This window comes from Dactylosporangium sp. NPDC049742, assembly GCF_040674675.1.
Classification (GTDB): domain Bacteria; phylum Actinomycetota; class Actinomycetes; order Mycobacteriales; family Micromonosporaceae; genus Dactylosporangium; species Dactylosporangium maewongense.
Genome location: NZ_JBFANF010000016.1, coordinates 64,849 through 87,796, shown reverse-complemented (window position 1 = coordinate 87,796; position 22,948 = coordinate 64,849). Strand labels below are relative to the sequence as shown.

25 protein-coding genes are annotated in these 22,948 nt (G+C 72.3%); 13 read left to right on the top strand and 12 right to left on the bottom strand.

The genetic code is table 11. From position 1 onward, the window contains the following. Positions 1-10 precede the first annotated feature (10 nt). Positions 11-361, top strand: a complete 351-nt coding sequence (locus AB0J72_RS21455) for a cytoplasmic protein (protein WP_363401260.1) — start codon at positions 11-13, stop codon at positions 359-361. 139 nt (positions 362-500) lie between these two features. On the opposite strand, the gene AB0J72_RS21450 is transcribed toward AB0J72_RS21455, so the two are convergent. Together AB0J72_RS21450 and AB0J72_RS21445 are read right to left on the bottom strand one after the other, a co-directional pair. Next, a complete protein-coding gene (locus AB0J72_RS21450; RefSeq protein WP_363401258.1) occupies positions 501-974 on the bottom strand; it encodes an N-acetyltransferase in 474 nt (157 codons plus the stop codon). 43 nt (positions 975-1,017) lie between these two features. After that, complete coding sequence (locus tag AB0J72_RS21445; RefSeq protein WP_363401256.1) at positions 1,018-2,175, bottom strand: hypothetical protein; 1,158 nt, start codon at positions 2,173-2,175, stop codon at positions 1,018-1,020. A gap of 112 nt (positions 2,176-2,287) precedes the next feature. Here AB0J72_RS21445 and AB0J72_RS21440 point away from each other — a divergent pair, with 112 nt between their 5' ends. Both AB0J72_RS21440 and AB0J72_RS21435 read left to right on the top strand, forming a co-directional pair. Then, positions 2,288-3,163 carry a M23 family metallopeptidase gene (locus tag AB0J72_RS21440; protein WP_363401254.1) on the top strand — a complete coding sequence of 292 codons (876 nt, stop codon included), beginning with the start codon at positions 2,288-2,290 and terminating at the stop codon, positions 3,161-3,163. A 37-nt stretch (positions 3,164-3,200) separates the two neighbouring features. Then, entirely contained in the window at positions 3,201-4,142 is a 942-nt protein-coding gene (locus tag AB0J72_RS21435) for a hypothetical protein (protein WP_363401252.1), read from the top strand. Positions 4,143-4,144: 2 nt separating this feature from the next. On the opposite strand, the gene AB0J72_RS21430 is transcribed toward AB0J72_RS21435, so the two are convergent. Continuing rightward, a complete protein-coding gene (locus tag AB0J72_RS21430; RefSeq protein ID WP_363401250.1) occupies positions 4,145-4,729 on the bottom strand; it encodes a hypothetical protein in 585 nt (194 codons plus the stop codon). A gap of 50 nt (positions 4,730-4,779) precedes the next feature. Between AB0J72_RS21430 and AB0J72_RS21425 the strand changes: the two genes are divergently transcribed. Then, a complete protein-coding gene (locus AB0J72_RS21425; RefSeq protein WP_363401248.1) occupies positions 4,780-7,242 on the top strand; it encodes a hypothetical protein in 2,463 nt (820 codons plus the stop codon). Between the two features lie 3 nt (positions 7,243-7,245). After that, positions 7,246-8,061 carry a hypothetical protein gene (locus tag AB0J72_RS21420; protein WP_363401246.1) on the top strand — a complete coding sequence of 272 codons (816 nt, stop codon included), beginning with the start codon at positions 7,246-7,248 and terminating at the stop codon, positions 8,059-8,061. Between the two features lie 100 nt (positions 8,062-8,161). Here the strand turns inward: AB0J72_RS21420 and AB0J72_RS21415 are convergent, their stop codons facing one another. Together AB0J72_RS21415 and AB0J72_RS21410 are read right to left on the bottom strand one after the other, a co-directional pair. Then, positions 8,162-9,370 (bottom strand): lipase, encoded by a 1,209-nt coding sequence (locus AB0J72_RS21415; RefSeq protein ID WP_363401244.1) that lies wholly within the window; start codon positions 9,368-9,370, stop codon positions 8,162-8,164. Between the two features lie 304 nt (positions 9,371-9,674). Beyond that, positions 9,675-9,926: a hypothetical protein gene (locus tag AB0J72_RS21410; RefSeq protein ID WP_363401243.1), complete on the bottom strand. Its 252-nt coding sequence runs from the start codon at positions 9,924-9,926 to the stop codon at positions 9,675-9,677. Positions 9,927-10,063: 137 nt separating this feature from the next. On the opposite strand from AB0J72_RS21410, the gene AB0J72_RS21405 reads away from it, so the two are divergent. Beyond that, complete coding sequence (locus AB0J72_RS21405) at positions 10,064-10,363, top strand: hypothetical protein (RefSeq protein ID WP_363401241.1); 300 nt, start codon at positions 10,064-10,066, stop codon at positions 10,361-10,363. 1,951 nt (positions 10,364-12,314) lie between these two features. Here AB0J72_RS21405 and AB0J72_RS21400 read toward each other — a convergent pair. Further along, entirely contained in the window at positions 12,315-12,992 is a 678-nt protein-coding gene (locus AB0J72_RS21400; protein WP_344505513.1) for a Tat pathway signal sequence domain protein, read from the bottom strand. A 34-nt stretch (positions 12,993-13,026) separates the two neighbouring features. Next, positions 13,027-13,947, bottom strand: coding sequence for a hypothetical protein (locus AB0J72_RS21395; RefSeq protein ID WP_344505512.1), 921 nt, complete (start codon positions 13,945-13,947; stop codon positions 13,027-13,029). A gap of 306 nt (positions 13,948-14,253) precedes the next feature. Between AB0J72_RS21395 and AB0J72_RS21390 the strand changes: the two genes are divergently transcribed. Together AB0J72_RS21390 and AB0J72_RS21385 are read left to right on the top strand one after the other, a co-directional pair. Next, positions 14,254-14,772: a DUF6230 family protein gene (locus tag AB0J72_RS21390; protein ID WP_363401238.1), complete on the top strand. Its 519-nt coding sequence runs from the start codon at positions 14,254-14,256 to the stop codon at positions 14,770-14,772. A 1-nt stretch (position 14,773) separates the two neighbouring features. Beyond that, a complete protein-coding gene (locus AB0J72_RS21385) occupies positions 14,774-15,199 on the top strand; it encodes a DUF6114 domain-containing protein (protein ID WP_363401236.1) in 426 nt (141 codons plus the stop codon). A 26-nt stretch (positions 15,200-15,225) separates the two neighbouring features. Here the strand turns inward: AB0J72_RS21385 and AB0J72_RS21380 are convergent, their stop codons facing one another. Together AB0J72_RS21380 and AB0J72_RS21375 are read right to left on the bottom strand one after the other, a co-directional pair. Next, positions 15,226-15,717, bottom strand: a complete 492-nt coding sequence (locus tag AB0J72_RS21380) for a hypothetical protein (RefSeq protein WP_363401234.1) — start codon at positions 15,715-15,717, stop codon at positions 15,226-15,228. Positions 15,718-15,766: 49 nt separating this feature from the next. Beyond that, positions 15,767-16,096, bottom strand: coding sequence for a PPC domain-containing DNA-binding protein (locus tag AB0J72_RS21375; protein ID WP_363401232.1), 330 nt, complete (start codon positions 16,094-16,096; stop codon positions 15,767-15,769). 248 nt (positions 16,097-16,344) lie between these two features. Here AB0J72_RS21375 and AB0J72_RS21370 point away from each other — a divergent pair, with 248 nt between their 5' ends. Next, the gene (locus AB0J72_RS21370) at positions 16,345-16,803 is read left to right on the top strand and encodes an SMI1/KNR4 family protein (RefSeq protein ID WP_363401230.1); all 459 of its coding nucleotides are present in this window, start codon (positions 16,345-16,347) and stop codon (positions 16,801-16,803) included. Between the two features lie 81 nt (positions 16,804-16,884). On the opposite strand, the gene AB0J72_RS21365 is transcribed toward AB0J72_RS21370, so the two are convergent. Together AB0J72_RS21365 and AB0J72_RS21360 are read right to left on the bottom strand one after the other, a co-directional pair. Beyond that, on the bottom strand, positions 16,885-17,535 hold the full coding sequence (locus tag AB0J72_RS21365) for a response regulator transcription factor (protein WP_363401228.1): 651 nt from the start codon (positions 17,533-17,535) through the stop codon (positions 16,885-16,887). After that, complete coding sequence (locus AB0J72_RS21360) at positions 17,532-18,809, bottom strand: histidine kinase (RefSeq protein ID WP_363401226.1); 1,278 nt, start codon at positions 18,807-18,809, stop codon at positions 17,532-17,534. The genes AB0J72_RS21365 and AB0J72_RS21360 overlap by 4 nt, the downstream gene beginning before the upstream one ends. 110 nt (positions 18,810-18,919) lie before the next feature. Here AB0J72_RS21360 and AB0J72_RS21355 point away from each other — a divergent pair, with 110 nt between their 5' ends. From AB0J72_RS21355 to AB0J72_RS21340, 4 genes are read left to right on the top strand one after another with little or no spacing between them, the layout of a single operon-like run. Beyond that, entirely contained in the window at positions 18,920-19,438 is a 519-nt protein-coding gene (locus AB0J72_RS21355; RefSeq protein ID WP_363401224.1) for a hypothetical protein, read from the top strand. Further along, positions 19,435-20,523, top strand: a complete 1,089-nt coding sequence (locus tag AB0J72_RS21350; RefSeq protein ID WP_363401222.1) for a peptidoglycan-binding protein — start codon at positions 19,435-19,437, stop codon at positions 20,521-20,523. Before AB0J72_RS21355 ends, AB0J72_RS21350 begins: the two co-directional genes overlap by 4 nt. After that, a complete protein-coding gene (locus AB0J72_RS21345; RefSeq protein WP_354895725.1) occupies positions 20,520-21,215 on the top strand; it encodes an ABC transporter ATP-binding protein in 696 nt (231 codons plus the stop codon). The genes AB0J72_RS21350 and AB0J72_RS21345 overlap by 4 nt, the downstream gene beginning before the upstream one ends. Further along, the gene (locus AB0J72_RS21340) at positions 21,212-22,399 is read left to right on the top strand and encodes an ABC transporter permease (protein ID WP_363401220.1); all 1,188 of its coding nucleotides are present in this window, start codon (positions 21,212-21,214) and stop codon (positions 22,397-22,399) included. Before AB0J72_RS21345 ends, AB0J72_RS21340 begins: the two co-directional genes overlap by 4 nt. Here AB0J72_RS21340 and AB0J72_RS21335 read toward each other — a convergent pair. Next, complete coding sequence (locus AB0J72_RS21335) at positions 22,368-22,853, bottom strand: DinB family protein (protein ID WP_363401218.1); 486 nt, start codon at positions 22,851-22,853, stop codon at positions 22,368-22,370. The genes AB0J72_RS21340 and AB0J72_RS21335 overlap by 32 nt on opposite strands. Between the last annotated feature and the right edge of the window lie 95 nt (positions 22,854-22,948).

Genomic DNA, 22,948 nt, shown 5'->3' with positions numbered 1-22,948 from the left:
CCGTAATCCCATGAACGGTCAGGACCCGGTCGTCACCGACCCGAATCTGTACAGCGTCCTGTTCGAGAACGAGCGGGTGCGGGTGCTCCAGTACCGCGACCGCCCGGGCGACCGGACCCACCCGCACCGCCACCCGGACAGCGTGATGGTCACGCTCAGCTCCTTCCAGCGCCGCGTCTCCAGCGGCGACCGCCACGCCGACGTCGAGCTGCCCGCCGCCCAGGCCCGCTGGGTCGGCGCCCAGGAACACGCCGGCGAGAACATCGGCACCACCGACACCCACGCCGTCTTCATCGAGCTGAAGGAGCCGGCCCCCACCCCGTCCTTCGGCGCCGCCCCGCTCGGCCCGTCCAACCACTGACCGCGTCGCGTCAGTCCTCTTCTGCCGCCCTGGCGTCGTGGACCGCGATGCTCCACCGCGGCATGCTAGACCTGGGGCGACTCGCGGCGGCCGACGCAGTCGTGGTCCCAGAAGGCGGCTGAGTAGACGAAGGTGCCGGTCATCCAGGGTTCGTAGGCGGAGAGGCGGATGACCTGGAAGCCCTGGTCGGGGATGCGCAGGGACGGTTTGCGGAAGCCGTGGTCGCCCGCGGGGTGAAGCCGGCGCGGGAGTAGTAGCGCGGGTCGCCCTCCAGGAACACCAGTGGGGCGCCGCGCTCGTCGAGCAGGTGCAGGCCGGCCTGGATGAGGGCGGAGCCGATCCCGCGGCGCTGCAGGTGTGGCGCGACGCTGAGCGGGCTCAGCGACTGCACCGGGACGAGGCGGCGCGGGGCGTCCAGCAGGCCGCGGCTGAACATGACGTGCCCCGCGATCTCACCGTCCTCCTCGGCCACCAGCGAGAGGGCGGCCGGGTCGTCGCGGCGGAGGGCGTTCACCAGGTCGGCCACCGCGCCGCCGTGCTCGCCGCCGAAGGCGGCCCGGTGCAGTGCGCCGACGGCGGCGTGGTCGCTGGGTTGCTCATCGCGGATCGGCATGGGCGGCAACGTAGCGACCCGCACCGCGCGGTGCCAACGGCTTTCAGCGCAGCTCGACCTCGGCGCCGTCGTTGGTGAGCCAGGAGACCAGGCGGTCGAAGGTGATGGCCTCCCTCCATGCCTTGCGGTCGTAGCCGGGGACCAGGTGGGCACGGGCGACCTCGGCGTCGTGCCAGACGAGGCGGAAGCCGGGGGTGGCGCCCGCGTCGCCGACGGCGCACTCGTGCAGCCAGAAGCCGTCGCCGCCGAACCAGCCGCCGGGGCCGTTGATCGCCTCGCCGATCGCGCAGTAGAAGGCGTCGTAGTCGGTGACGTGCCGGCCGTCCAGGTGGTACACGGTGCCGGCGGGCTTGTCCGGGGCGTGGATCCGGTGCGCCTGGGCGGCCCCCACCCAGAGGTAGCGGTCGCTGCGCTCCAGTCCGGCCCACTGGTTGGGCGCGGCCGGACCGCCGGCGCGCCACATGTCGTACAGCGGCCGCTCGTTGGCCGACAGCGGCGAGTCGAGCCGCGCATCCAGCTCGACGTCGACCAGATCGTCGCCCAGCGCGGACGGGCGCGTCGCCACGACGTCGCCGAATACCCAGTGGTGCAGCACGTGGGCCGTGCCGTCGACGCGGACGTGCGCGAGCTTGGCGTTGAGCAGGCCGGTGGGGACGGCGCGGCAGCCCAGCAGGGCCAGCGGCGGACCCGGCGGCCAGAGGTCGGGCCGCTCGTGGAACACGCCCGCGACGTCCCGGCAGTCGCCGGCCGGAAGGAGCCCGTCCGAGCCGTCCGGCGCGGGCCAGACCTGCAGCCGGTAGCCGGAGACGGCCGGCGCGACGGTCCCGTTGCGATTGTTGGGCTCGTCGCGGCGATGACCCTCGAGCTCGACGTCGAGCAGCCCGTCGGCGGCCTCCGTGTGGCCGACGACCCGGACGTCCAGCAACTCCTCGCCGGTCTCGTAGCAGGTCCGGCAGTTGGCGAGGCCGGAGCACGAGGCGTGGGCGCCTTGGAGGTAGATGTTGCCGAGCCAGGCGGGGCCGGTGCCGTCGACCGCGGCCCGCAGCGATCCTTCCGGCGTGCAGCCCAGCAGCGTGTACCGCTCGTACACCGGCTGCACAGGAAACACGCGATCGGTGAACAGTCCGTCGATGTCGTCGCACTCGGCGATGACAGCGTCGGTGTCGTAGTCGAGCAGGCGCCAGCGCGACGGGATCGGCACGGCCCCACCCTATCCGGTGGCCCGCAGATGAAATCTCCGTGCATCCATTGATATCAGTGGATCGGGGTGGATAGCCTCGACGGACTCACATCGACGGGGGAAGGTGGACCGGATGATGCGGCCCAGGGTGCCACCCTGCTGCGGCGCGGACGAGCAGCCGGCCGGCGGGCTCAGCCGCCGCGGCGTGCTGCGCGGTGCGGCGCTCGCGGCGGGCGGCGGCGTGGTCCTCGGCCTGCCCGGCACCGCGTACGCGGCACCGGTGATCGACAACCCGTTCGCCGGGTACACCATCACGCAGACCTGGGCGCAGCACCGCGCGAACGGCTCGCTCGGCGGGATCGACTTCGCCATGGCGGTCGGCACCGGGCTGCCCGCCTGCGGCGCCGGCACCGTCACCAACATCCCGAACAACGGCACCGGCGGGCACACCGTGACGATCGCCCACGCCGACGGGTACAAGAGCCAATACCTGCACCTGTCGGCGTTCGTGCTCGCGAACGGCACGCCGGTGGCCCGCGGCGCGATCGTCGGCCGGTCCGGCGGCGCGGTCGGCGCACCCGGGTCCGGCTCGTCGACCGGCCCGCACCTGCACTGGCACATGATCGACCCGGGCGGCACCCGGATCAACCCGCTCGAATACGTCGCGCAGCACCCGTCGGCGGGCGCGCTGCCGAAGACCGCCACCGAGACGACCGGCACGCCGGATGTGACGTGCTACAAGCGGATGCAGAACTGGCTGCGCCTCACGAACGGCTACACCGGCCCGATCGACGGCGCCCCCGGCACCGCCACGTACTCCGCCCTGCAGCGGGCGATGCGCGGCTACGGGTACACGGGACCCATCGACGGCGTCATGGGCCCAAACTCGTGGCGCGCCGTGCAGAACCTCGCGTCCGGCTACGGGTACACCGGCCCGCTCGACGGCGTGATGGGCCCCAACTCGTGGCGCGGCTTCGCCCGGTTCCTCAACCAGAACGCCTGGGACTGATCAGAGGCCGATCTGCCCGCCCGATAGCATGCGTCGCGTGATCGAGGACCTGATCAGGAAGACCGCCGCCGATGACGACGACGCGGCCGAGGAGCTGACGGCGATCGCCGCCGCCGACCCGCAGCGCCTGGCGCCGCACCACCACCTGATGCTCGACCTCGACGTGTTGTGGCCGGCCGCGCTGTACCGGGGAGCCGGCGCCGACGTCGTGGCCCGCGTCGTCGAGCGGGTCGACGGCGGCCAGACCCCCGACGCGCTCAACCATCTGCTGCTCGTCCTCGCGCACAGCGGCCACCCCCTCGCGGAGCAGGCGATGCGCCGCTGGGAGACCGCCCCACCGCCGGGCTCGGACGCCCTGCACGTCGGTCCGCTGCGGTACGCCGAGGAAGCCGGCTGGACCGTCGCCCCCGACGGCACCCGGCGCTCGCTGTGCGGCGACGTCGCCTACGAGTGGCACCTGCGCCCGTCCACGCCCGAGCCGGACGACGCCGCCTGCCCGTGGTGCACGTCGCCGCTGTGGACGGCCGCCGACCTCCCCGACGCGGGCGATGCCCTGGCGCACACCGGTTGGGCCGGCCGCCTCGCCGTGCGGACCTGTCACTTCTGCTCCTGCTACACGACGCTGTTCACGGCCGTCACCCCCGACGGCGGCAGCACGTGGTGGCCGGGCAACGTCCGCCCCGACTACATCGGCCGCGACGCGGGCCCGGAGGATCCGCCGGCGCTGCTGCCGGTCGTGGGCCCGCGGCGGCAGAGCCCGTTCCAGGCGAGCGCGTGGCACGACGGCGGCTCGACGCTCGGCGGCCACCCCGAGTGGATCCAGGACGCCGACCACCCGGCCTGCCCCGGCTGCGGCCTGCTGATGGACTACGTCGGCCAGCTGTACGGCGGCGACTTCGACGAGTATGGCGAGGGCGCCTACTACCTGCACCTGCACGCCCCGTGCGGCCTGGCCGCCGTCAACTACCAGCAGAGCTGACGTCAGATCGGCTGCTCCCACGGGACCAGCTGGTGGAAGGCCCGGCCGAGGAGGAGCCGCAGCCCGGCCGCCTGCGCCGTCAGGTGCGGCAGCAGCGGTGCGCCGGGGTCGCGGGGAGCGGGCAGGTCCGCCGGGTCCAGCCCGCACAGCTCCAGCAGCGCCCCATCCCCGTCCCCGTCCTCCTCGAAGGCACCGAGCGCCGACCGCAGCGCGGCCGGGTCCGGCGGCGACGGCCGGTTGTCGCACCACCACTCGATCGTCAGCCAGGCACCGGGCGACCACTGCAGCGCCTGGCGGAGCAGGTCGGCGTGGGTCGTCACGGGCGGCCCGAACATCCGGTCGAGCGCCGGGACCGCCGCCACCAGGTTCGCCAGGCCGCGCTCGCGCCCCACCAGCGGCGCGCCGGCCGCCCCCCACGGCGTGTCACCCAGGCTGACGTCACCCGCACGGAACAGCGCGAGCCACAGCAACGGCACCGCACCGTCGGCCATCGCCGCGACCTGCTCGGCCTCGAAGCCCGGGTCCTGCTCCATCGGGTAGATCCCGGGCCGGTCACCGGCGTGCAGGTACACGGTCGTCGCGCTCACCAGAGGCAGACTACCGACCTTCCGACCACGGCGGGGGCTATGGTGCTGGGGTGCTCAACAAGATCGAACTGCGGCTCCGGGAGACCGCTCCGGGTGAGCCGGCACGCCTGCTGAGCCGTCGGCTGGACTGGCGGGCCGAACACGGGATGTCGCGGTCGGCGCCGCTGCTGGAGCTCGTGGCGCGGCTCGCCGACCGGTTGCGGGGCGACGGGGTCGCCGTGACCAATCCGTCAGGCTCCTCGTTCTTCAGCGAGCTCGACGTGTACGACCTGTTCGTGGCCGAAGGGATCCCGTTCGAGCTGGACGAGCCGCGGCAGATCGAGCTGTCGGACTGGTTCGCCGACGACGGGCCCGGCCGGCGGCCGCTGCTCAGCCTCGGCACGCACCCGGTGTTCGAGGCCAAGTTCCGGCAGACCTGCCTGTGGCTGCTCGGCGACCACCGGTTCGGCGCGGACGTCGGCGGCTTCCCGATCCACCCGAACCTCCTGGAGCGGGCGCTGTCGGTCCCCGGTGTCGCCGCGGCGCTGACGGCCGAGGTGGACGCGCTCACCGCTTCGCTCGGCGCCGCGCCACTCGGTGAGGTGCAGCGCATCATGTACCGGCTGGGCACGCTGCGAAGCCCGGCCGGCTACGCCGCGTTCGGGCCGTTCCTGGAGCGGATCGTCGCCCTGGACGCGTCGGCCGCGCTGGCACGGACGTTGCGCTGCGGGCTCCCCGAGGAGCTGGTGTGGCCGCCGTACGAGCAGGCGTCCGCCGCGCTCGACGCCGGGACCATGCGGACCGACCAGGAATGGCCGCTGCTCGCGATCCACGACGCCGGCACGGCGGTCGTGCTCGGCCCGTCCGGCGTCGTCGCCCGCCACGAGCTCGCGGTGCCCGCCCGCGACGGCATCGAGGGGCGGCTCCCGCCGCGCTGCACCCTCCACGACGGACGCCTGCTCGTCAGCTGGCAACAGGACGGCGGCAAACGCGGCTACTGGGCCGACACGCCGGGCGTCGAGTTCGCCGCCGACCTGGGTGGGCTGGTGCTCGGCCCGATGACCCGCCTGCCGGTGTCCGAGGACATCGTCCCCGGCGGCCGGTTCGAGCCGGTGCCTGACGCAGGGCCGGTCCGCATCCGCCGGCGTCGGGACCTGTGGCCGGACGCGCCCGCGGTGTTCGGCGCCGCGGACGGCGTGACCGGCTGGGACGTCGTCGACACCGCCGCCGGCGCGGTCGTCCGCTCGGTGGACGGGCGTCAGGTGCCGCTACCGTCAACGGTGCGCACGGCGACCATCGTGGGCGTGCTCGCCCTGCCCGGCGGCGGCGACCGGCTGGTGACGGTCGACCAGTTCGGCGCCGTCACGGTCTGGGATCCGGCGACCGGCACCCCCGCGTACGGCCCGGCAAAGCCGGAAGGGCTGCCGCCGGCCGGCTGGTGGGACCTGCTGCGCCCGCGCGACCCGGCCGGCTCGGCGGCGCTGCGCACCGGCGGACCGGTCACCGCCGTCACCGACCCCGTCCTGGCCGCCGCGGTCGAGCGACAGGCCGCCATCGCCGCCACCCTCGCGGCGACCGTCGAGCAGTTCCGCGCGCTGCGGCACGAGCTGGCCCGCCCACCGGTCCCGGTGGCGGCCGATGACATCACCATCGCCGACGCCCTGTCCGGCCTCACCTACGCCTCCCAGTTCATCGAGCACCGCCGCGCGTCGAGGACGTCGAGGGTTCCCGAGTACCAGCTGATGGCGTTCCTCGAGGCCCTGCCGGCGGCGCTGGACGGCGAGCGGCAACGCCCGTCGGCCGGCGTGACGGGCTGGACCCGCGTGCTGGCGGGCCTCGGCGCCGTAGCGCTGCGCGCGGCCATCCCGACGACCCCACCGGCTGAGCGGGACGCCCTCGCGGCGCTGCTGACCGCGCTCGCCGTCGCCGGCCTCACCGACGGGTCCGCCGGCCTGTCGGTGCTCACCGTCGTCACCGACGAACAGCTCACCGCCGAGCGGGCGGCCGGGCTCGGCATGAGGGCCGTCGTCGCGGAGAACATCGGGGGCGGGTTCGGCCTGTCCTGCTGCCGGCTCATCGTCCACGGAACAGTCCCCGACCGCCCCGACCTGCGGGTGGTGGAGCGGACCCCGCTCGGCGGCTGGGGCACCGCCCGCACGGTGCGCCAGTTCGTCGACCTGCTCGCCGAGCGCGGGCCGGTCACCTGGCGCCCGGAGTGGGCCGCCTCGTTCCCCGACCTCCCCGCCGAGCCGGCGACGGTCCTGCTCACAGGGGCGACGTACTGCGCCGCCTCCGATGACGTCACCGTGCCGCCCTCGTACCTGGAGGTGACGGGCCTGAGCGCGGTCGCCGCTCGTACGGCATCGGACGCCATCGCGGCGCTGCCGAAGGGCCGGCTGCTCCACCTGCTCAACGCCGCGATGCCGCTGGACCCCGCGGCGCTGTGGGAGTCCGGTCCCGACACCGCCCGCCTTGCGTCCGCGTGGAGCGAGCCGTCCCCGCCGCCCTACGAGTTCCAACCCTGGCTGGAGTGACCGGTGCCGACCACCCCGCCACCACCCGTCGACGTCACCATTGCGGTGCCTGCCCTCGCGGCGTACGCGCGGCAGACGGTCCGCCTGCACCCACGCCCCGGCGCGCCGACCGTCGCCGACAGCTCGCTCGGCGGCCCGCTTGCGTGGCCCCTCGGCGAACCCTGGCCGTACTGCCACCCCGGCAGGTGGGACCACACCTTCGACGACGCCCCACGGGAGCCTGTGCCGTTCGTCCCGGTCCTGCAGATGTACGCCCGCGACGCGCCGCAGCTGCCGTACCCGCCGGGGACGGACCTGCTGCAGGTCACCTGGTGCCCGTTCGACCACAACCCGTACAGCGCGCCGATCCCACGCCTCGACTGGCGCGACAGCGCGGGCTTCCTCCAGCCGGCAGCGATCCCTGCGCCGCACCACGCCAGCCCCCGGACCACGGTGCCGGCCCCGTGCACCGTCAGCCCGGAGCCCGTGCTCGAGTACCCGAGCTGGGACCTGCCCCGTGACCTGTACTACGCCATCCAGTCGGCAACCCCGTACGACTTCGACGCAGAGCTGTCCGTCGCCCCAGGCACGAAGCTGGGCGGCTACCCCAGTTGGTGCCAGCTGCCGGAGTGGCCGGCCTGCCCGGCGTGCGGCACCACGATGGAGCATCTGGCGACGGTGGCGAGCTTGGAGTACAACCCGTGCGGGGAGCGCTGGCTGCCGGCCGGGTCCCGCCTCGGCCAGCCGTCGGGCCTGATGCTCGGCGACGTCGGCAGCATCTACCTGTTCACCTGTACCGCCTGCCCGCACCGCCCGTACGAGTCGGTCTTCCAGAACTAGGAGGCCCGCCCGAGGCCCCGGCACGGTCACCGGCGTGCGGACCACCGACCTGTGCAGCCGCCCGGGGGTCGTGCCCCCGGGCGGCTGTGGTCGGTCGATGTCAGCCGAGCTGCCGGAACCAGGCGAGGGCCGCGGCGGTGCCGGCGATGTTCGCGCCGAGGTGCGCCGAGCCGTTGTACGGGTGCGTGCCGACGTCCACGACCGTGCCAGCGCGCAGGCGGGTGGCGCAGTAGACGCTGTTGGCGACCGGCACCTGCTCGTCGGCGCGGTCCACGAGCAGCCGGGCGGGCGCGCGGATGCCGTCGCAGGACGCGTCGTGCACGGCCAGGGCGTCCGCGAACGGCCCCGACGGTGCCCGCAGCACCGCCAGACCCCGCGGGGTGAACAGCTCCTCGGGCGTGCCGGGCAGCGTCGCCGCCAGGTCCTCGCCGGTGTGCACGCCGTCGAACAGCGCCTCGACCTTCCCGGCGTACGGTGCGGCGAAGAACTCCTCGGGTCGCTGGTACAGACCGTGCAGCCGGTTCCACGCCACGACCAGGTAGGCGGTGTAGCCGACGTTGTACGGCGGCGCCACCGTCCCGCCGATGAGGGCCGGCAGCTCGACGCGGCGGGCGTCGAACGCGCCGGCGATCGGTGCCAGCGCCCCCAGCCGGAACCAGCCGTCCCCGCCGCGCTCCAGCACCTGGCCGAGCGCCGTCGCGGCGCTGCCACCCTGCGAGAACCCGGTCGCGTACACCTCGCGGCGCAGCGTGCGCTGCTGCCCGGCGGCGACGGTCCTGGCCGCCCGCAGCAGATCCAGCGACGCCGACGCCTCGGTCGTGACGTCGAGGAACGGGTGCGGCCCCGGCCCGAGCCCCATCCCGAGGTAGTCGGGCGCGACGGCGGCGTACCCGGCCGACGCGTACGTCAACGCCGGCGCGACCGCCCAGCCGTCCCGCCACATCGACGGCGCGTCGGTCCGGTTGAGCTCCGTGCCGTGCGCGTACGACACCACCCGCAGCTGCCGCTCACCGTTGCGCGGCAAGGCGAGCAGCCCACTGGCCACCGTCGCCCGTTGCCGCGCGTCGACGGTGCGGTACAGCACCTGGTACACCTCGACGCCGTGCCGCACACCGCCCGGGTCGAACTGCGCCGCGCCGAGCACGTCCCGCACCCCGCCGGCGTCGAGCTCCCGCAGCGGCTGCACCGCCACGACCTCCCCACGCCATCCGTCCCCGCCCCGTTCCGGCTGCGCCCCGGCGGCCGCGGCGCTCGCCGCGCCCACCCCCAGCACCAGCCCGAGCACCATCGTGTGCCTGAGAAGTCTCATGCCCACGACGCTATGACTCCCAGCGACCGACCTCGATCCGGTTGCCCCGCCTGTTCCCGGTAGGGCCACCCCCACCGCAGCAGGCGGCGCCGGACATGTGCCGAGCGCTGCTCCAGCCGCACGATGCACCCCACCGGCCCGAAGCCGCCAGCAACGTAAAGGACTGCACGTCCTTGGCGAGGTGTCGGAGTGCGGTCACCCAGGTCCGTTCGACCGGCGCACCTGTAAGGCCATTACCGGCACCGGCTGAATCACCGTCGAACCTTGACCAGCCGGCCGCCGACCCAACTGAACGGCATCGTCGCTAGTCCGGCTCGACCCCACCGGCGCGGAGGATCGTTCGTACCCGATCGCGGGAGTAGCCAGACCGCCGGATGATGTCGACCTGCGGGGTGCCGGCGAGGGCTTCCGCGACGATCGCCGCATGGAGCGCGGCCCGCGCATCGATCCGCGCCTGCCGTGCTGCCTCGATGCGCTGCGCGGCCTGCTCCTTGACCCTGGTCAGCGCTGTATCCGCTGCCCGGAATGCCTTCGCCGCGTCATCGAGTTGGCCCATCAGTCAAGGCTTGCACGGCACCTCATATGCCTTTGGTGTCGGGCACAACAAGGCCTTATAGATGTTGTCGACAAGGCCTTTCAATACTAGACTACAAGGCGCTGAACCTTTGTCGTCCATGGGTATTGGGAGGTCCAATGACCAGCGCATCTCACCCCGCATGGTGTTCGCCCGAAGCGTGCAGTGTCGCCGACCCGAGGCTTGAGCCATATCACCGCTCGGAGCAAGTAGTCCTGCCCACAGACGATCAGGACGCCTCGCTGTACCTCTACCGCGAGGCGTTCGGCGACTGTTCGGCGGAATTCCTCGTGATGGCGAAGCTCGAAGTCACCGACGAGGTGCCGTGGTACCTGACCGAGCCGCAGGGCGGTAGGGAGATCAGCGTGCTCAAGGATGAGGTGGAGAGCACCACGAAGGCGATGGCCTCGTTGTTCTGATCCGCAACCGCAGAGGCAGGGGCGTTCGACTACGGCAGGACGCCTCTGTGGAGGTGCGACGTATCGGGTGGACAGCACCTTGGTGACCTGTTCGGTGCTCAACGTGCGGTGCTCGTCGAGCAGGTGGGCGATGGTGTGGTCGCGGCGGGGTTCGAGTCGCCGGACGAGGGCGCCCAGCGGTGCCCAGCCGAGGGGTTGTGGGTTGGGGGAGGGCTTTGAGCGTCGTACCCCCGGTCGGGAGATGTCCCCCTGAAGGACATCTCGGGTTTTGCCGGCGTCGTCGGTCATGGGCTCCTACCTGCGCTGTTGGCGTCGGTTGGGCGGCTGCGGCGGCGGTTCTGCCCGCCTAGGGGTCCGCCTAGGGATCCGCCCGGGGCTGCACCCGGGTCTGGGCCGATGCGCTTGGGCGGTCTCTATGGCACCGCCGGGCAGGCGATCAAGAACCCCGTCTACGCCGGCCGGTGGTCCGGTAGCGGCCGTACCCGGTGGCTGACGCGTCTGGCCGAGCGTCCGGTACCGCCGGGCACGACCGGTCGTTCCCGGCGCTGCCATGCGGGACGGCGCCGTGTCGCCAGGTCCGCGGTACGGCGACGGCTGTCACGGTGACGGCGTTCCGGGCCGGCGGGCCGTCGGAACGGCAACGATGCCAGTTGCGAGGACCGTACCGGGACGGGAACCGACCCGCCATCGACCCGGCGGGCCGCCGCTAGATCTGCCGGCTGTGTGGCCCGGCATGCTCGTGACCAGCCAGGACGTGCGGCGTTCCCGTACCGGCCGCCGCCGTACCCGGTTCGGCAGGGACCGATCCGAGGTGGAGCGGCGCGGGATTCGGGCACGCCGCGGTCCGCGTTCCCGTCCCGAGGTTCCGTACCGGCAAGCCGCGTCTTACGCGGTCGGCGTGGCCGCATCCACCCGCTGCGTTCCCGTGTCGGTCGGGGCGGGGCCGGTACGGGAACGGGTCCATGTCGCGGCGGAACGGGTACGGGAACGCCCGCCGTACCGCACGAGGCGGCCATGGGAACGGCCGTGCCGGGCCAGCGTCGTTCCCGCAACGAGCCACCGTTCCCGTGACGAGCGCCCGTACCCGTTCCCCGGTCACCACAGCCGGCGGAACCGTTGGGCAACGACCAGCGCGATCACCAACACGTTGCCCAACGGGTTGCCCAACGCCCACCGACGGCCCGCCAACGGGTTGCCCAACGCCCACCGACCGCTCGCCAACGGGTTGTCCAACGTGTTGGGCCGGCGTTGGGCAACCAGGGTCGCGGTTGCCCGCGGTTGGATCGGGACCAGTCGCGGCATCGACCAACAGGGTGCTGGTTGGGCCATGCATACGTATGAACGCCACTCCATCGTCGCGGGAGCCGCGAGCCTCGCCGCGCGCCGGCCGCTGCTGCCGGACACACCGCAGCACCCAAACCCCACGCCGTCGTCGGCGACCGACGACACCCCCGGCGCCGACCCGCATGCCGCTCCGTACCACACCGACCGCTGCCGTCCCGGGGGCCGATGGGCATCCGAGTCATGACCTGGGTGCGGGACTACAGCCTGGTCGGCGGCAACGAACGCCTCCTCCTGCCGGCCATCGCCGCCTCGAGGCAGGCGGACATCTGCACGGCGCCGCTGGCCCCCGCGGCGCGAACCGGTACACCGTCATCATGCAGCCGCCCGCACCCAGCGACGGCGCTGGCAACGGCACGGTGGACAACGTTGTGGATAACAAGGCCGGCCCCCGGGGCGAAACGCCCGGGGGCAGTCCTCCCCGGGGGACCACACCCCGGGGACCCCGGACCAGTTGCGTACCGGGGTCCCCGGACGCAATACCGCCCGCAGAACATCCAGTACGTCAGGAAACGATCCTCACGCGCGCGAGCCTGCGACCTCGCCGCGCTCAGGGGCGCGGCCCCGTCCATGGAGGACAGGGCCGCGCCTTCTCACCCCGCGACGTGCCTCAGTTGACGAACACCAGCGGACTGCCGGCGACGGTGGTGTCCTTCACCGGGCCGTAGGCGGCGCTGAAGTAGCCGTTCGGGAAGCACGCGGACGGGCCTGAGAAGCGGTTGAACTTCTGGTTCGTGAACGTGATGGACTGGCCGACGTTGTTCGCCACGCCGACCACCTGGTTGAGGTCGGCGCGGTAGACGCAGGTGATGGTGCCGAGGCCCGACGTGAGCTTCATGGTCGTCTGGATCGGCAGGGTCGCGGTGCCGGTCACCTTGACCTGGTTGCTCGGCGGCGAGGTCACGGTGGTGGCGTACGGCAGGTTGTTCACCACGATGCTCTGCACCGCGGTGACGGTCGGGATGCCCGTCGGTGTGCACGACGAGAAGTTCTGCAGGGTCAGCGACTCGCCGGCGGTGCCGGGCGCGGGCACGTTGCTCGTCACGGTGGCGCCGAAGTTCGACACCGTGCACGTGATGAAGCTGGAGCTGCCCGGGGTGCTGTAGAACGTGGCCGTGGTGCCGGTCTTCAGCGGCGCGGAGACCGCGTCGCCGTTGGCCACGTTGGGGCCGCCGACGCTGACGGTGGTCAGCACGTTGACGGTCGCGGCGTGCGCCGCGGCGGGGAGCAGCCCGGCCGCCAGGACCGCGGTGAGCGCGGCGGCGGACAGGGTCCAGAGCTTGCGCATGGAGGAGCCTTTCTCGTGCGGGTACCGCGGCCGTTCAGTGCGCGGACGCGGCGATGGCCTGCTTGAGGTCGCCGAGGCTCGAGTCGACGGCCAGCGACGTGTCCGTCTGGCTGAACACGACGGTGTTGCGTCCGGCCGCGGCGGGCAGGCCGAACACGGTGTTGATGACCCAGTCCAGCGAGCCGCCGATGCCGCAGCCGTTGGCCACCGGCACCCTGACGCTGTTGTCCACCAGCGTCGCGCCGGAGAACGACACGACGAAGGCGCCGAAGCCGTTCGGGTCCGAGGCGAGGTCGATGACGCCGGCGTCCCCGGTGATCGGGACGTTGGGCGGCGGCGGGCTGGTCGTGCCGGTGGTCGGGCCGAGCACGATCGGGCTGCTGTTCGAGCCGATGTAGCAGCGCAGCCCGAAGAGCGCGTTGAACAGGTGGAGCTTGATCGGCAGGCGGAACACCGGGGCGGGCTCGCCGGTGGCGAGCGGGATGAACTCGGTGATCGGACCGGCCAGCTCGACCTGGGCGAACGCGCTGGTGACGCCGGGCAGGAAGTTGGCCAGCCCCGGGATCGGGACCTGCAGCGGCGACGACGTCAGCGTCTTGCCGTCGGCGGACGGCACGGTGCTGAACACGTTGGCGACGGTGCCGTCCGGGAACTCGACCGTCGGACCGCTCGCCGGCCAGTACACGCCGAACTGCAGCGTGATCGGCTGAGTGAGCGCGACCGTGGTGGAGCCGATCGTGACGCTGCCGCCGCGGGTCACCGAGATGACGCAGCCGACCTGCTGGTTGCCCGGGTCGGCGAGGACCGGGCTGGACAGCGGGCAGTTGCCCATCCCGGCGTAGATGCCGGTCGGCTTCGCAGCCGCCGCCGGTTGTGCACTTGCGGGGGTGCCGAAGACCGCGAGGATGCCGGCGGCCATCACCGCGGTCGCGGCGGACACACGTTTGGAGCGCATGGAACCTCCTGCTGGATTTCGGCGGGGTGTGACGAGTTGTAAACCCGTCGAGTATCTAACGTCAAGAATGACCTGTTCCCGGAGATCGAAAACCGCCGGAGTTTTCAACCGGTGAAATACGGGTGACCAGGGTTGACCCGATCAATACCCGCGAGTAACTTCCGGGTGACCGCCGTCCGTCGAGTGCGTGGAGGTCCCGCCATGACCCAGGCCGAAGATCAGGAAGAACAGCCACAGGGAAAGACCCGCTGGCGCCGATTCGCATTGACGATGGGCATTTCCACGGCGGTTACCGCCGGACTTGTGGTGCTCACCGGTCAAGGCGTCATCGCCGCGTCCTTCTCGGTGTCCGGGCTGCCGTTCGTGGTGACCGCGGACGAGCTGCAGGGCACGGGCTTCGAGCAGTACGCGGTGCTCGACACGATGGAGCCCGGCAGCCCCAACGAGGGCGACACCGGGGGCCAGCTGATCCTCATCGTCTCGGCGGTGGACAACGCCAAGCTGACCAACCTGTGCCAGAGCATCAACCTGGGCGGGACGAACCTGAAGCTGACCGCCGGCGACGCCCAGCACCCGGTCACCGCCACCAAGCTCATCGTCGACTCGGACCTCATCTCCGGCGACGCCAGCTTCACCTCGATCGACATCGGCCAGGACGCCAGCACGCTGACCCGGGTGCCCGGCGCCACCGGCGGGATCGGCATCTTCGGCCAGCAGGCCGAGACCGTGCGCATCCAGCACCTGCGGCAGAACAACTACGCCACCACGGCCGCCACCTTCATCCTGCCCAACCTGCACATGAGCTTCAGCGACGAGGGCTGCTGAGTTGCGCCGCTCCTTCCGCCGCTGGCGACGCACCCGCCCCTTCTGGGGCGGCCTGTTCATCGTCGTCGCCGCCGTCGAGATCTTCCTGACGGTCAAGGCCCCGCTGCCGGTGGTGGTACACATCGGCATGCAGGGCCTGGCCGGCTACCTCGTGCCCATCATCATGCTGCTGTGCGGGGTCCTGCTGTGGTTCAGCCCCGAGAACCGCACCTTCTACTCGATCCTGGCCCTGCTCATGGCCCTCGCCTCCTGGGTCACGTCCAACCTCGGCGGCTTCCTGATCGGCCTGCTCCTCGGCCTGCTCGGCGGCTCCCTGGCCTTCTCCTGGCAGCCGGTACCCCCGAGAAAGCCCGACCCGGACGCCATACCTGCCGAGCCTCAGCACGAGAACGACACACCGCTGGAGGCCGAACGCGCCGAGCCGTAGCCGGTCGGTTCGATCGCCGGCTGCGGCTACCGGTGGTCCAGTTGGTACCGCACCACCGGCGGCACGAGATAGCACGATGCGGCAAACGCGTGGCTCGGCTGCGTCGACGACACCAACCAGCCCAGGCCGCGCACTTCGAACAGCCGACCTGGTTCCGTCTGGCCACCGACAACGAGATCGACCGCAGTCCCACCCGACGCGGCGATTCCCGCCAATTCGGCGGCCGCGGCGCGCAACGACATCCCAGTGTCCTCCGCCAACCGCACAGCAAAGATCAAACCTGCGTGGCGAACCGGCCAGCCACTGTCCCCGGCGAGCCGGTCAACGGCGAACGACCACACCGTCACGCCAGGCGCAGCGGCCGGACCGCCGAGATCGTCCGGCGATGCCCCACGCACTCGAGAGACCGCGTCGACGCTGCCGCCGCGCTTGATCGTCCCGTCCGCCATTGGCGACCTGGGCAGATCGACCACCGCATCCCAGACCGGGAAAGACACCGTCTCCTCCACTTCGATCACGCCCGCACCGTATGATCACCGCCAGCGATCAAGACATTACGCGGAAAGTTCAGTCAACTGGCGTCACATACGCTCGGACAAACCAGTGCGAGACAACCGCGCGGTGCAGATGCCCGACCACCGTCCGTCCCTCGCCGCCGGCGGAGACGTGGATGTGCACCGCGCCATCGACGACCTCGCCGGTGCCGGTGATTTCGAACGGGTCCTCGTAGTCGGTCAGGATGTCGTCGGTCTCGTCAGCCTTCGGCATGACGGAGATGGTGCAACCTTTGACGGCGCCGATGATGACCAGGGAAGCGTCCGTGACGTTCTTATCGGCCACCTGACGAGTAATGGACTCGATGACTTCCTCGCCTGTGCCGACGCGGGCGACGAACATGTGCGGGTCTCCTTCAGCTGGCGAGCGGGTGCGGGTCAGCGAGCGCGTAGCCGTTGACTGTGCCCGTCGGTGCGGTAGGCGTGGATGCGGTCCCGCAGACCGAGCTACGACCAGCGGTTCGCGATTCCGTGAGGCCGGGCAAACTGCCGTTTGAGCTTCGAGCAAGAGAGGATGCTCTCGTTCTAGCGGCTGAACGTGCGGAAGCGCTCCTGGATCCCATCGAGCGTCCCGAGACGAGGAGAAGTGCGGTGGACGTGGCCGGTGTGCGCTATGAGATGAGCGACCCTCCGGCGCCCGAGGCTGACGTTCATCGGCTGGAAGCGCTCGTCGGGCGGGACCTGCCGGGTGAGTATCGCGCCTATCTGGCAGCGCAGGACGGGGGATGGCTCGAAGACAACGTGTATGCAGTCAACGCGATCTTCGGTGTCCGTGAGGACGCCTCCTACCCGACGAACATCTGGAAGATGATCCAGGTGTTTGATGGACGACTGCCCGTGTGGATGCTTCCGGTGGCGTCGGATGTTGGCGGCAACCTCTACGCGCTTTCGATGCGAGACGCAGACTTCGGAAGCGTCTGGTTCTGGGACCATGAAGAAGAGGAACCGGAGGCGGGAGAGGAGGAGCTCATCTTGGAACTTGGCATCGAGAAGGTTGCGGACGATTGGAACTCTTTCCTCGAAGGACTGCAACCGATCGCACACGAGTGACGCGCCACGCCGATGCGCAGGCAGGTGTCGGCTGACACCGGGTGATGGCTCACCGCTGTAGTCGATGCGGCGGCAACGGAATTACGCGGCGCCGGTGCGGTGGGCGTAGATGACGGCGTGGATGCGGTCGCGGAGGCCGAGTTTGGCGAGGATGCGGCTGACGTGGGTTTTGACGGTGCCTTCGGAGATGGTGAGGCGGGTGGCGATCTCCTGGTTGGACATGCCCTCGGCGATCAGGTGCAGGACGTCGCGTTCGCGGGCGGTCAGGACGTCGATGGGGACGAGGTCGGGCGGGCGGGGGTCGGTGGAGACGAAGTGCTGGACCAGGCGGCGGGTGACCGTCGGGGCGGCGACGTTGTGGCCGCCGGCGACGGCGCGGACCGCCTGGGTGAGCTCAGTGTCGAGGGCGTCCTTCAGGAGGAAGCCGGCGGCGCCCGCGCGGAGGCCCGCGTAGACGTACTCGTCGAGGTCGAACGTGGTCAGGATGATCACGTGGGGTGGGGCGGACGGGGGGAGGGCGGTCCGGAGGCGGCGGGTGGCCTCGATGCCGTCGACGCCGGGCATGCGGACGTCCATCAGGATCACGTCCGGGGACACCGACGCGGCGACCGACAGGGCCTGCAGGCCGTCCGCGGCCTCGCCGACCACGACCAGGTCGTCGGTGCCGTCGAGGATCATGCGGAAGCCGGCGCGGACGAGGGACTGGTCGTCGGCGAGGAGGACGCGGATCATGCGACGAGCGCCAGGGGCAGGAATGCCGACACCTCGAAGCCGCCGTCCAGCGCAGGGCCGGCGGTCAGGACGCCGTTGAGGGCGGTGACCCGTTCCGTGATGCCCCGCAGGCCGTTGCCGGGCGTCAGGGGTGCAATGAAGCGGCCGTCGTCGCAGACGAGGATCCGCAGGCCGGAGGGGTCGAAGGTGAGCTCCACCGTACAGGAGGCGCCCGGCGTGGCGTGTTTGAGCGTGTTCGTCAGAGCCTCCTGGACGATCCGGTAGGCCGCCAGTTCGATCACGGCGGGCAGGGTCGCCGGGGCGCCGGCCACGCTGAAGGTGACCGGCACGCCGCTGGCTCGGACCCGGTCGATCAGCTCGGGGAGCGTGGCGAGGCCGGGCTGCGGGGACAGGGATGCCGGGGCGCGGACCAGGTTGAGCAGGCGGCGCATCTCGGCGAGGGAGGCGCGGCCGGTGGTGACGATGGTGGTGAGGGCGGCGTCGGAGCGCTCGGGGGAGCGGTGCAGCTGAGCCTTGGCGCCCTGGGCCTGGACGACCATCACCGACAGGCCGTGCGCGACGACGTCGTGCAGCTCGCGGGTGATGCGGCCGCGTTCGGAGGCGACGGCGAGGGCGGTGCGCTGCTCCTGCTCGCGTTCCAGGTCGTCGGCGCGGGCCTGCAGGACCGCGACGTGCAGCCGCCGGGTGCGGGCGCTGTCGGCGACGGCCCAGGTGGCGGCGAGCAGCAGAGCGGGCACGGCCGCGGACTGCAGCGCGCGCACCAGCATGGGCAGCGCGTCGCCGTGGACGGCGGCGTACAGGGCCTTCGACGCCCGGCCGAGGTAGTCGGCCACGGACGTCAGCGGGCGGGCGGGGTCCGGCACGAGGCCGACCCCCTGCGCCAGCGCGCCGGACAGCAGCAGCGCCTCGGTCGCGACCAGGGTCGCCAGGACCGTCTGGCGGCGGTGGTCCGAGCTGGTCAGGGCGTACATCGTGATCAAAACCGCGACGTCGGTCGGCGGCGACTTGAGGACCGGGTCGAGGAGGTGCACCTCGGCCGCGCAGATCGCCAGGATCGTCGCGGTGAGGGGCCAGCGGTGCCGCAGGACGATCGCGACCGCCGACGGGATCGCGGCGAGGCTCCACCAGAGCGTGTGCAGCCGCCAGGCGGCGACGGTGCCGTACGCGGCGAGCACCTTGAAGTCCGGCTCACCGAACAGCAGGAGCGCGTCGCTCCACAGCAACGTGGCGGCGACCAGCACAGCGATGAGCGACGCGTCCAGCAGGCGTTGCATCGTCCGAGCGTACGTGCGTCGCGCCGGATGCGGATCTGTCGCACGACAGACCCCGAAGATCGGTCTGCGGCCAGACGCGGGTGATGCCGGTGAGCGGCGACCGTGAGCACATGACATCGAGACCGTTCCTGGCGCTGGTACTGGTGGCGCTCCTGGCCGGCTGCTCACCGGCGGCCGAGAAGCAGGACCCCAGCGTGATCAACACCCAGCAGGCCCTCGACGTGGGCCGCCGCCTCTCCCAGTGCGCCCGCGACCACGGGTACCCGGACATGCCGGACCCGGTGATGGACGGCGACCGCCTCGCCTGGCCGGGCGACGGCCCCGACGTCAAGGAGCGGCTACGGACGCTCAGCGAGCAGGTCCCCGAGTGCAAGGCGATCATGGACGAGATGGCGGCGCTCGGCACGCCCCGCTCCGCCGAGCCGCCCAGCGCCGCGGACATGGAGAAGCTCAAGGCGTTCGCCAAGTGCATGCGGGACCACGGCATCGACGGCTTCCCCGACCCGAAGGCGGACGGCACGTTCCCGCTCGTCGGCACGCCGCTGGAGAGCGAGGGCAAGAGCGAGCGGGTCCTGACCGCCTTGGACGCCTGCAAGAGCATCTACGACAAGAAGATCGCGATCTCATGAGGGTACGAGTGGTCGCGGCCGGCGGCGCGCTGCTGGCGGCAGGAGTGGCCGGCTGGGCGATGACCCGCCCGCAGAAGCCCGAAACCGTCGCGGCGCCCCAGGTGCGCACGACGACGGCACCGGTGACCCGCGGCGACGTCGCCGCCCGCGTCCAGGTCGCCGGCGTGCTGGGCTTCGACGGCGCGTACACCGTCGTGAACCAGCTGCCGGGCGGCGTCGTCACCGCCGTGCCGGCGCCCGGGACCGCCGTCGTCCGCGGCGCCGACCTCTACGCGGTGGCCGGCGTCCCGGCGACGCTGCTCTACGGCGCGGTGCCGGCCTACCGGGAGCTGGCCGCGGGCATGAGCGACGGCGTCGACGTGCTCCAGCTGGAGCAGAACCTGGTCGCCCTCGGCATGGACCCCGGCCACGGCATCACCGTCGACCGGCACTTCAGCGACGCCACCGCGACCGCGGTCCGGCGCTGGCAGGCGGCCCGCGGCCTGCCCGTCGCGCAGCGCACCGGCCGGCTGCCGCTCGGGCAGGTCGCGTTCCTGCCCGGCGCGGTGCGGGTCGGCGCGGCCCTCGTCCAGGTCGGCGCGTCCGCCGGGCCGGGCGAGCCGATGCTGTCGGCGACGACGACCGCCCGCGTGGTCCGCGTCGCACTGAGCGCCGGCCGGCAGGGCACCGTCCACGCCGGCGACCCGGTCACCGTCAACGTGCCCGGACTGGACGCCCCCGTCCCGGGCACCGTCCGCGAGGTCGGCACCGTCGCGACCGCGCCCGAGCAGGGCAACAACGGCCCGCCGGGGCCGGCCACCGTGTCGATGGTGGTGACCGTGACCATGCCGCCCGGCGCGCCCGCGCTCGACCAGGCGCCCGTCCAGGTGTCGATCACCGGGTCGCAGCGCAGGAATGTGCTGCGGCTGCCGGTCACCGCGCTGCTCGCCGCCGCCGACGGCGGCTACCAGGTCGCGGTCGTCGACGGGTCCGGCCGGCGCCTGATCACCGTCACGACCGGGCTCTTCGACGAGAACGCCAGCATGGTCGAGATCACCGGCGGCGGCCTCACCGAAGGCATGCGCGTCGAGGTGCCAGTGACATGACCGATGCCGTTCTGGCCTTGGTACAGGCGGCGCGCACGTACCCCGGCACCCCGCCCGTCGAGTCGTTGCGGGGCGTGGACCTGACCGTCGCCGCCGGGGAGATGGTCGCCGTGGTCGGACCGTCGGGCTCCGGCAAGACCACGCTGCTGAACCTCGCCGCCGGGCTGGACCGGCCGACGAGCGGCTCGGTGCGCCTCGCGGGGCACGCCGTGGAGGACCTGACGGACGGGCAGCTGTCCGGCCTGCGGGCGCACACGCTCGGCGTCGTGTTCCAGCAGTTCTTCCTGATGGACCACCGGTCCGCGGTCGACAACGTGGCCGACGGCCTGCTGTACCGCGGCGTGCGTGCCTCGTCGCGACGGCGGGCGGCGGCCGACGCCCTCGACCGGGTCGGCCTCGCGCACCGCGTCGACCACCCCGCCGGCAAGCTGTCCGGCGGCGAACGGCAGCGCGTCGCCATCGCCCGCGCGCTCGTCGGCCGTCCCGCGCTGGTCCTCGCCGACGAGCCCACCGGCAACCTCGACAGCAGGACCGGCGGGCAGATCCTCGTACTGCTGCGGCAACTGCACGCGGACGGCGTGACGCTGCTCGTCATCACCCACGATGCCGTCGTCGCGGAGGCCTGCCCGCGCCGGGTCGACCTCCGCGACGGCCGGATCGTCGCCGACACGCTGACTGGACGGTCCGGATGAGATCCCGTGTACGCGCCGCCGACCTGCTCCCGCTGGCGAGCATCGGCATGCGCAGCCGCCCCCTGCGCGCCGCACTGTCCACATTGGGCATCGCGATCGGCGTCGCCGCCATCGTCGGGGTCCTCGGCATCACCCGCTCCAGCCAGGCCGACCTCCTTGCCCGCATCGACCACCTCGGCACCAACCTGCTCACCGTCGCCAACGGCACCCGCATCGGCGGCGACGAGGCGAAGCTGCCCACGTCGTCGGCGACCGGCGCCGCCCGGACCGACGGCGTGCTGAAGGTGACGGCGACCGCGGGCGTGCCGCGCCTGCAGGTGTTCCGCACCGACATGGTGCCCGCCTACCGCGGCGGCGGCGTCGAGGTCCGCGCCACCGAACCGTCGCTGCTGGACACGCTCGACGGGCACCTGGCGACCGGCGTCTTCCTCAACGACGCGACCGCCCGGTATCCCGTGGTGGTCCTCGGCCACGACGCGGCGACGGCGCTCGGCATCGCCCACGTCGACGCCGGTACGCGCGTCTGGCTGGGCGAGCACTGGTTCACCGTCGCGGGGGTGCTGCGCCCGTTCGAGCTCGCCCCCGAGATCGACCGGGCCGCGCTGATCGGCCTGCCGGTGGCCGCGTCGTACTTCGGCTACGACGGCCACCCGACGCGCCTGTACGTCCGCGCGGACACCGCCCGGACGGCCCCGGTCGCGAGGATACTGGCCCGCGCCGTCAACCCCGCCGAACCGAACAGCGTCAACGTGAGCCGCCCTTCCGACGCCCTGGCCTCCCGGCTGCTAGTCGCGGACTCCATCACGTCCCTGCTGCTCGGCCTCGGCGCGGTGGCCCTGCTCGTCGGCGGCGTCGGCGTCGCCAACGTCATGGTCATCTCGGTCCTGGAGCGCCGCACCGAGATCGGCCTGCGCCGAGCCCTGGGCGCCGCCCGCCGCCACATCACCGCCCAGTTCATGACCGAGTCCCTCCTGCTGTCCCTGCTGGGCGGCCTCGCCGGCGTCATCCTCGGCACGGCCGTCACGCACGCCGTCGCCGCGTACCGCGACTGGCAGCCGCTCGTGCCGCTGTCAGCGGTCGGCGGCGGCTTCGCCGCGACGCTGCTGATCGGTGTGGTCGCGGGCGTCTACCCGGCGGTCAGGGCCGCCCGCCTCAACCCGACGGACGCGCTGCGGACCGCGTGAGCTGCTCGCGGAGGATGTCGCCGTGGCCGGCGTGGCGGGCGAAGTCCTCGATCAGCAGCAGGTAGACGAACCGGAGGCTGACGTCGCCGGCGACGGGGTGGGGCCTGGTGTCGTCGAGCCCGAAGCCGGCGGCGATCGTGCGGGAGCGGTCGCTCGCCCGCTCGAACTCGGCGATCACGTCCGCCAGGGTCTCGTCGCCGGCGACGGCGAAGCTGCCGTCGCCGCCGACGGCGGGCCCGTCGCAGTCGGCCGCGTCGAGGCCGAGCAGCACCCGCTGGAACCAGATGCGTTCGGCGGTCGCGGCGTGCTTGACCAGCCCGATCGGCGTCGTCAGCGACGCCACCAGCCGCTGCCGCGCCTGCGTCTCGGACAGCCCGCGCGCGGTGTCGGCGAGCGCCTGCCGGGCGCGGTCGAGCATGTGCTCCAGCAGGAACCGTTCGGGCCCGGCGGTCACCGTCGGCATCGTCCACATAGGTCGTCCGTCCTTCCGGCTGCACGCCGTGGCATCGGGTTGGATCGTTGGGCCGGAGACAGAAGGTCCTCGGCGAC

Excerpts from the sequence above, each read along its gene's own strand:
- AB0J72_RS21455 (WP_363401260.1), top strand. The coding sequence starts at position 11 with ATGAACGGTCAGGACCCGGTCGTCACCGACCCGAATCTGTACAGCGTC.
- AB0J72_RS21450 (WP_363401258.1), bottom strand. The coding sequence starts at position 974 with ATGCCGATCCGCGATGAGCAACCCAGCGACCACGCCGCCGTCGGCGCA.
- AB0J72_RS21440 (WP_363401254.1), top strand. The coding sequence starts at position 2,288 with ATGATGCGGCCCAGGGTGCCACCCTGCTGCGGCGCGGACGAGCAGCCG.
- AB0J72_RS21415 (WP_363401244.1), bottom strand. The coding sequence starts at position 9,370 with ATGAGACTTCTCAGGCACACGATGGTGCTCGGGCTGGTGCTGGGGGTG.
- AB0J72_RS21410 (WP_363401243.1), bottom strand. The coding sequence starts at position 9,926 with ATGGGCCAACTCGATGACGCGGCGAAGGCATTCCGGGCAGCGGATACA.
- AB0J72_RS21405 (WP_363401241.1), top strand. The coding sequence starts at position 10,064 with ATGACCAGCGCATCTCACCCCGCATGGTGTTCGCCCGAAGCGTGCAGT.
- AB0J72_RS21400 (WP_344505513.1), bottom strand. The coding sequence starts at position 12,992 with ATGCGCAAGCTCTGGACCCTGTCCGCCGCCGCGCTCACCGCGGTCCTG.
- AB0J72_RS21395 (WP_344505512.1), bottom strand. The coding sequence starts at position 13,947 with ATGCGCTCCAAACGTGTGTCCGCCGCGACCGCGGTGATGGCCGCCGGC.
- AB0J72_RS21375 (WP_363401232.1), bottom strand. The coding sequence starts at position 16,096 with ATGTTCGTCGCCCGCGTCGGCACAGGCGAGGAAGTCATCGAGTCCATT.
- AB0J72_RS21365 (WP_363401228.1), bottom strand. The coding sequence starts at position 17,535 with ATGATCCGCGTCCTCCTCGCCGACGACCAGTCCCTCGTCCGCGCCGGC.
- AB0J72_RS21360 (WP_363401226.1), bottom strand. The coding sequence starts at position 18,809 with ATGCAACGCCTGCTGGACGCGTCGCTCATCGCTGTGCTGGTCGCCGCC.
- AB0J72_RS21355 (WP_363401224.1), top strand. The coding sequence starts at position 18,920 with ATGACATCGAGACCGTTCCTGGCGCTGGTACTGGTGGCGCTCCTGGCC.
- AB0J72_RS21350 (WP_363401222.1), top strand. The coding sequence starts at position 19,435 with ATGAGGGTACGAGTGGTCGCGGCCGGCGGCGCGCTGCTGGCGGCAGGA.
- AB0J72_RS21345 (WP_354895725.1), top strand. The coding sequence starts at position 20,520 with ATGACCGATGCCGTTCTGGCCTTGGTACAGGCGGCGCGCACGTACCCC.
- AB0J72_RS21340 (WP_363401220.1), top strand. The coding sequence starts at position 21,212 with ATGAGATCCCGTGTACGCGCCGCCGACCTGCTCCCGCTGGCGAGCATC.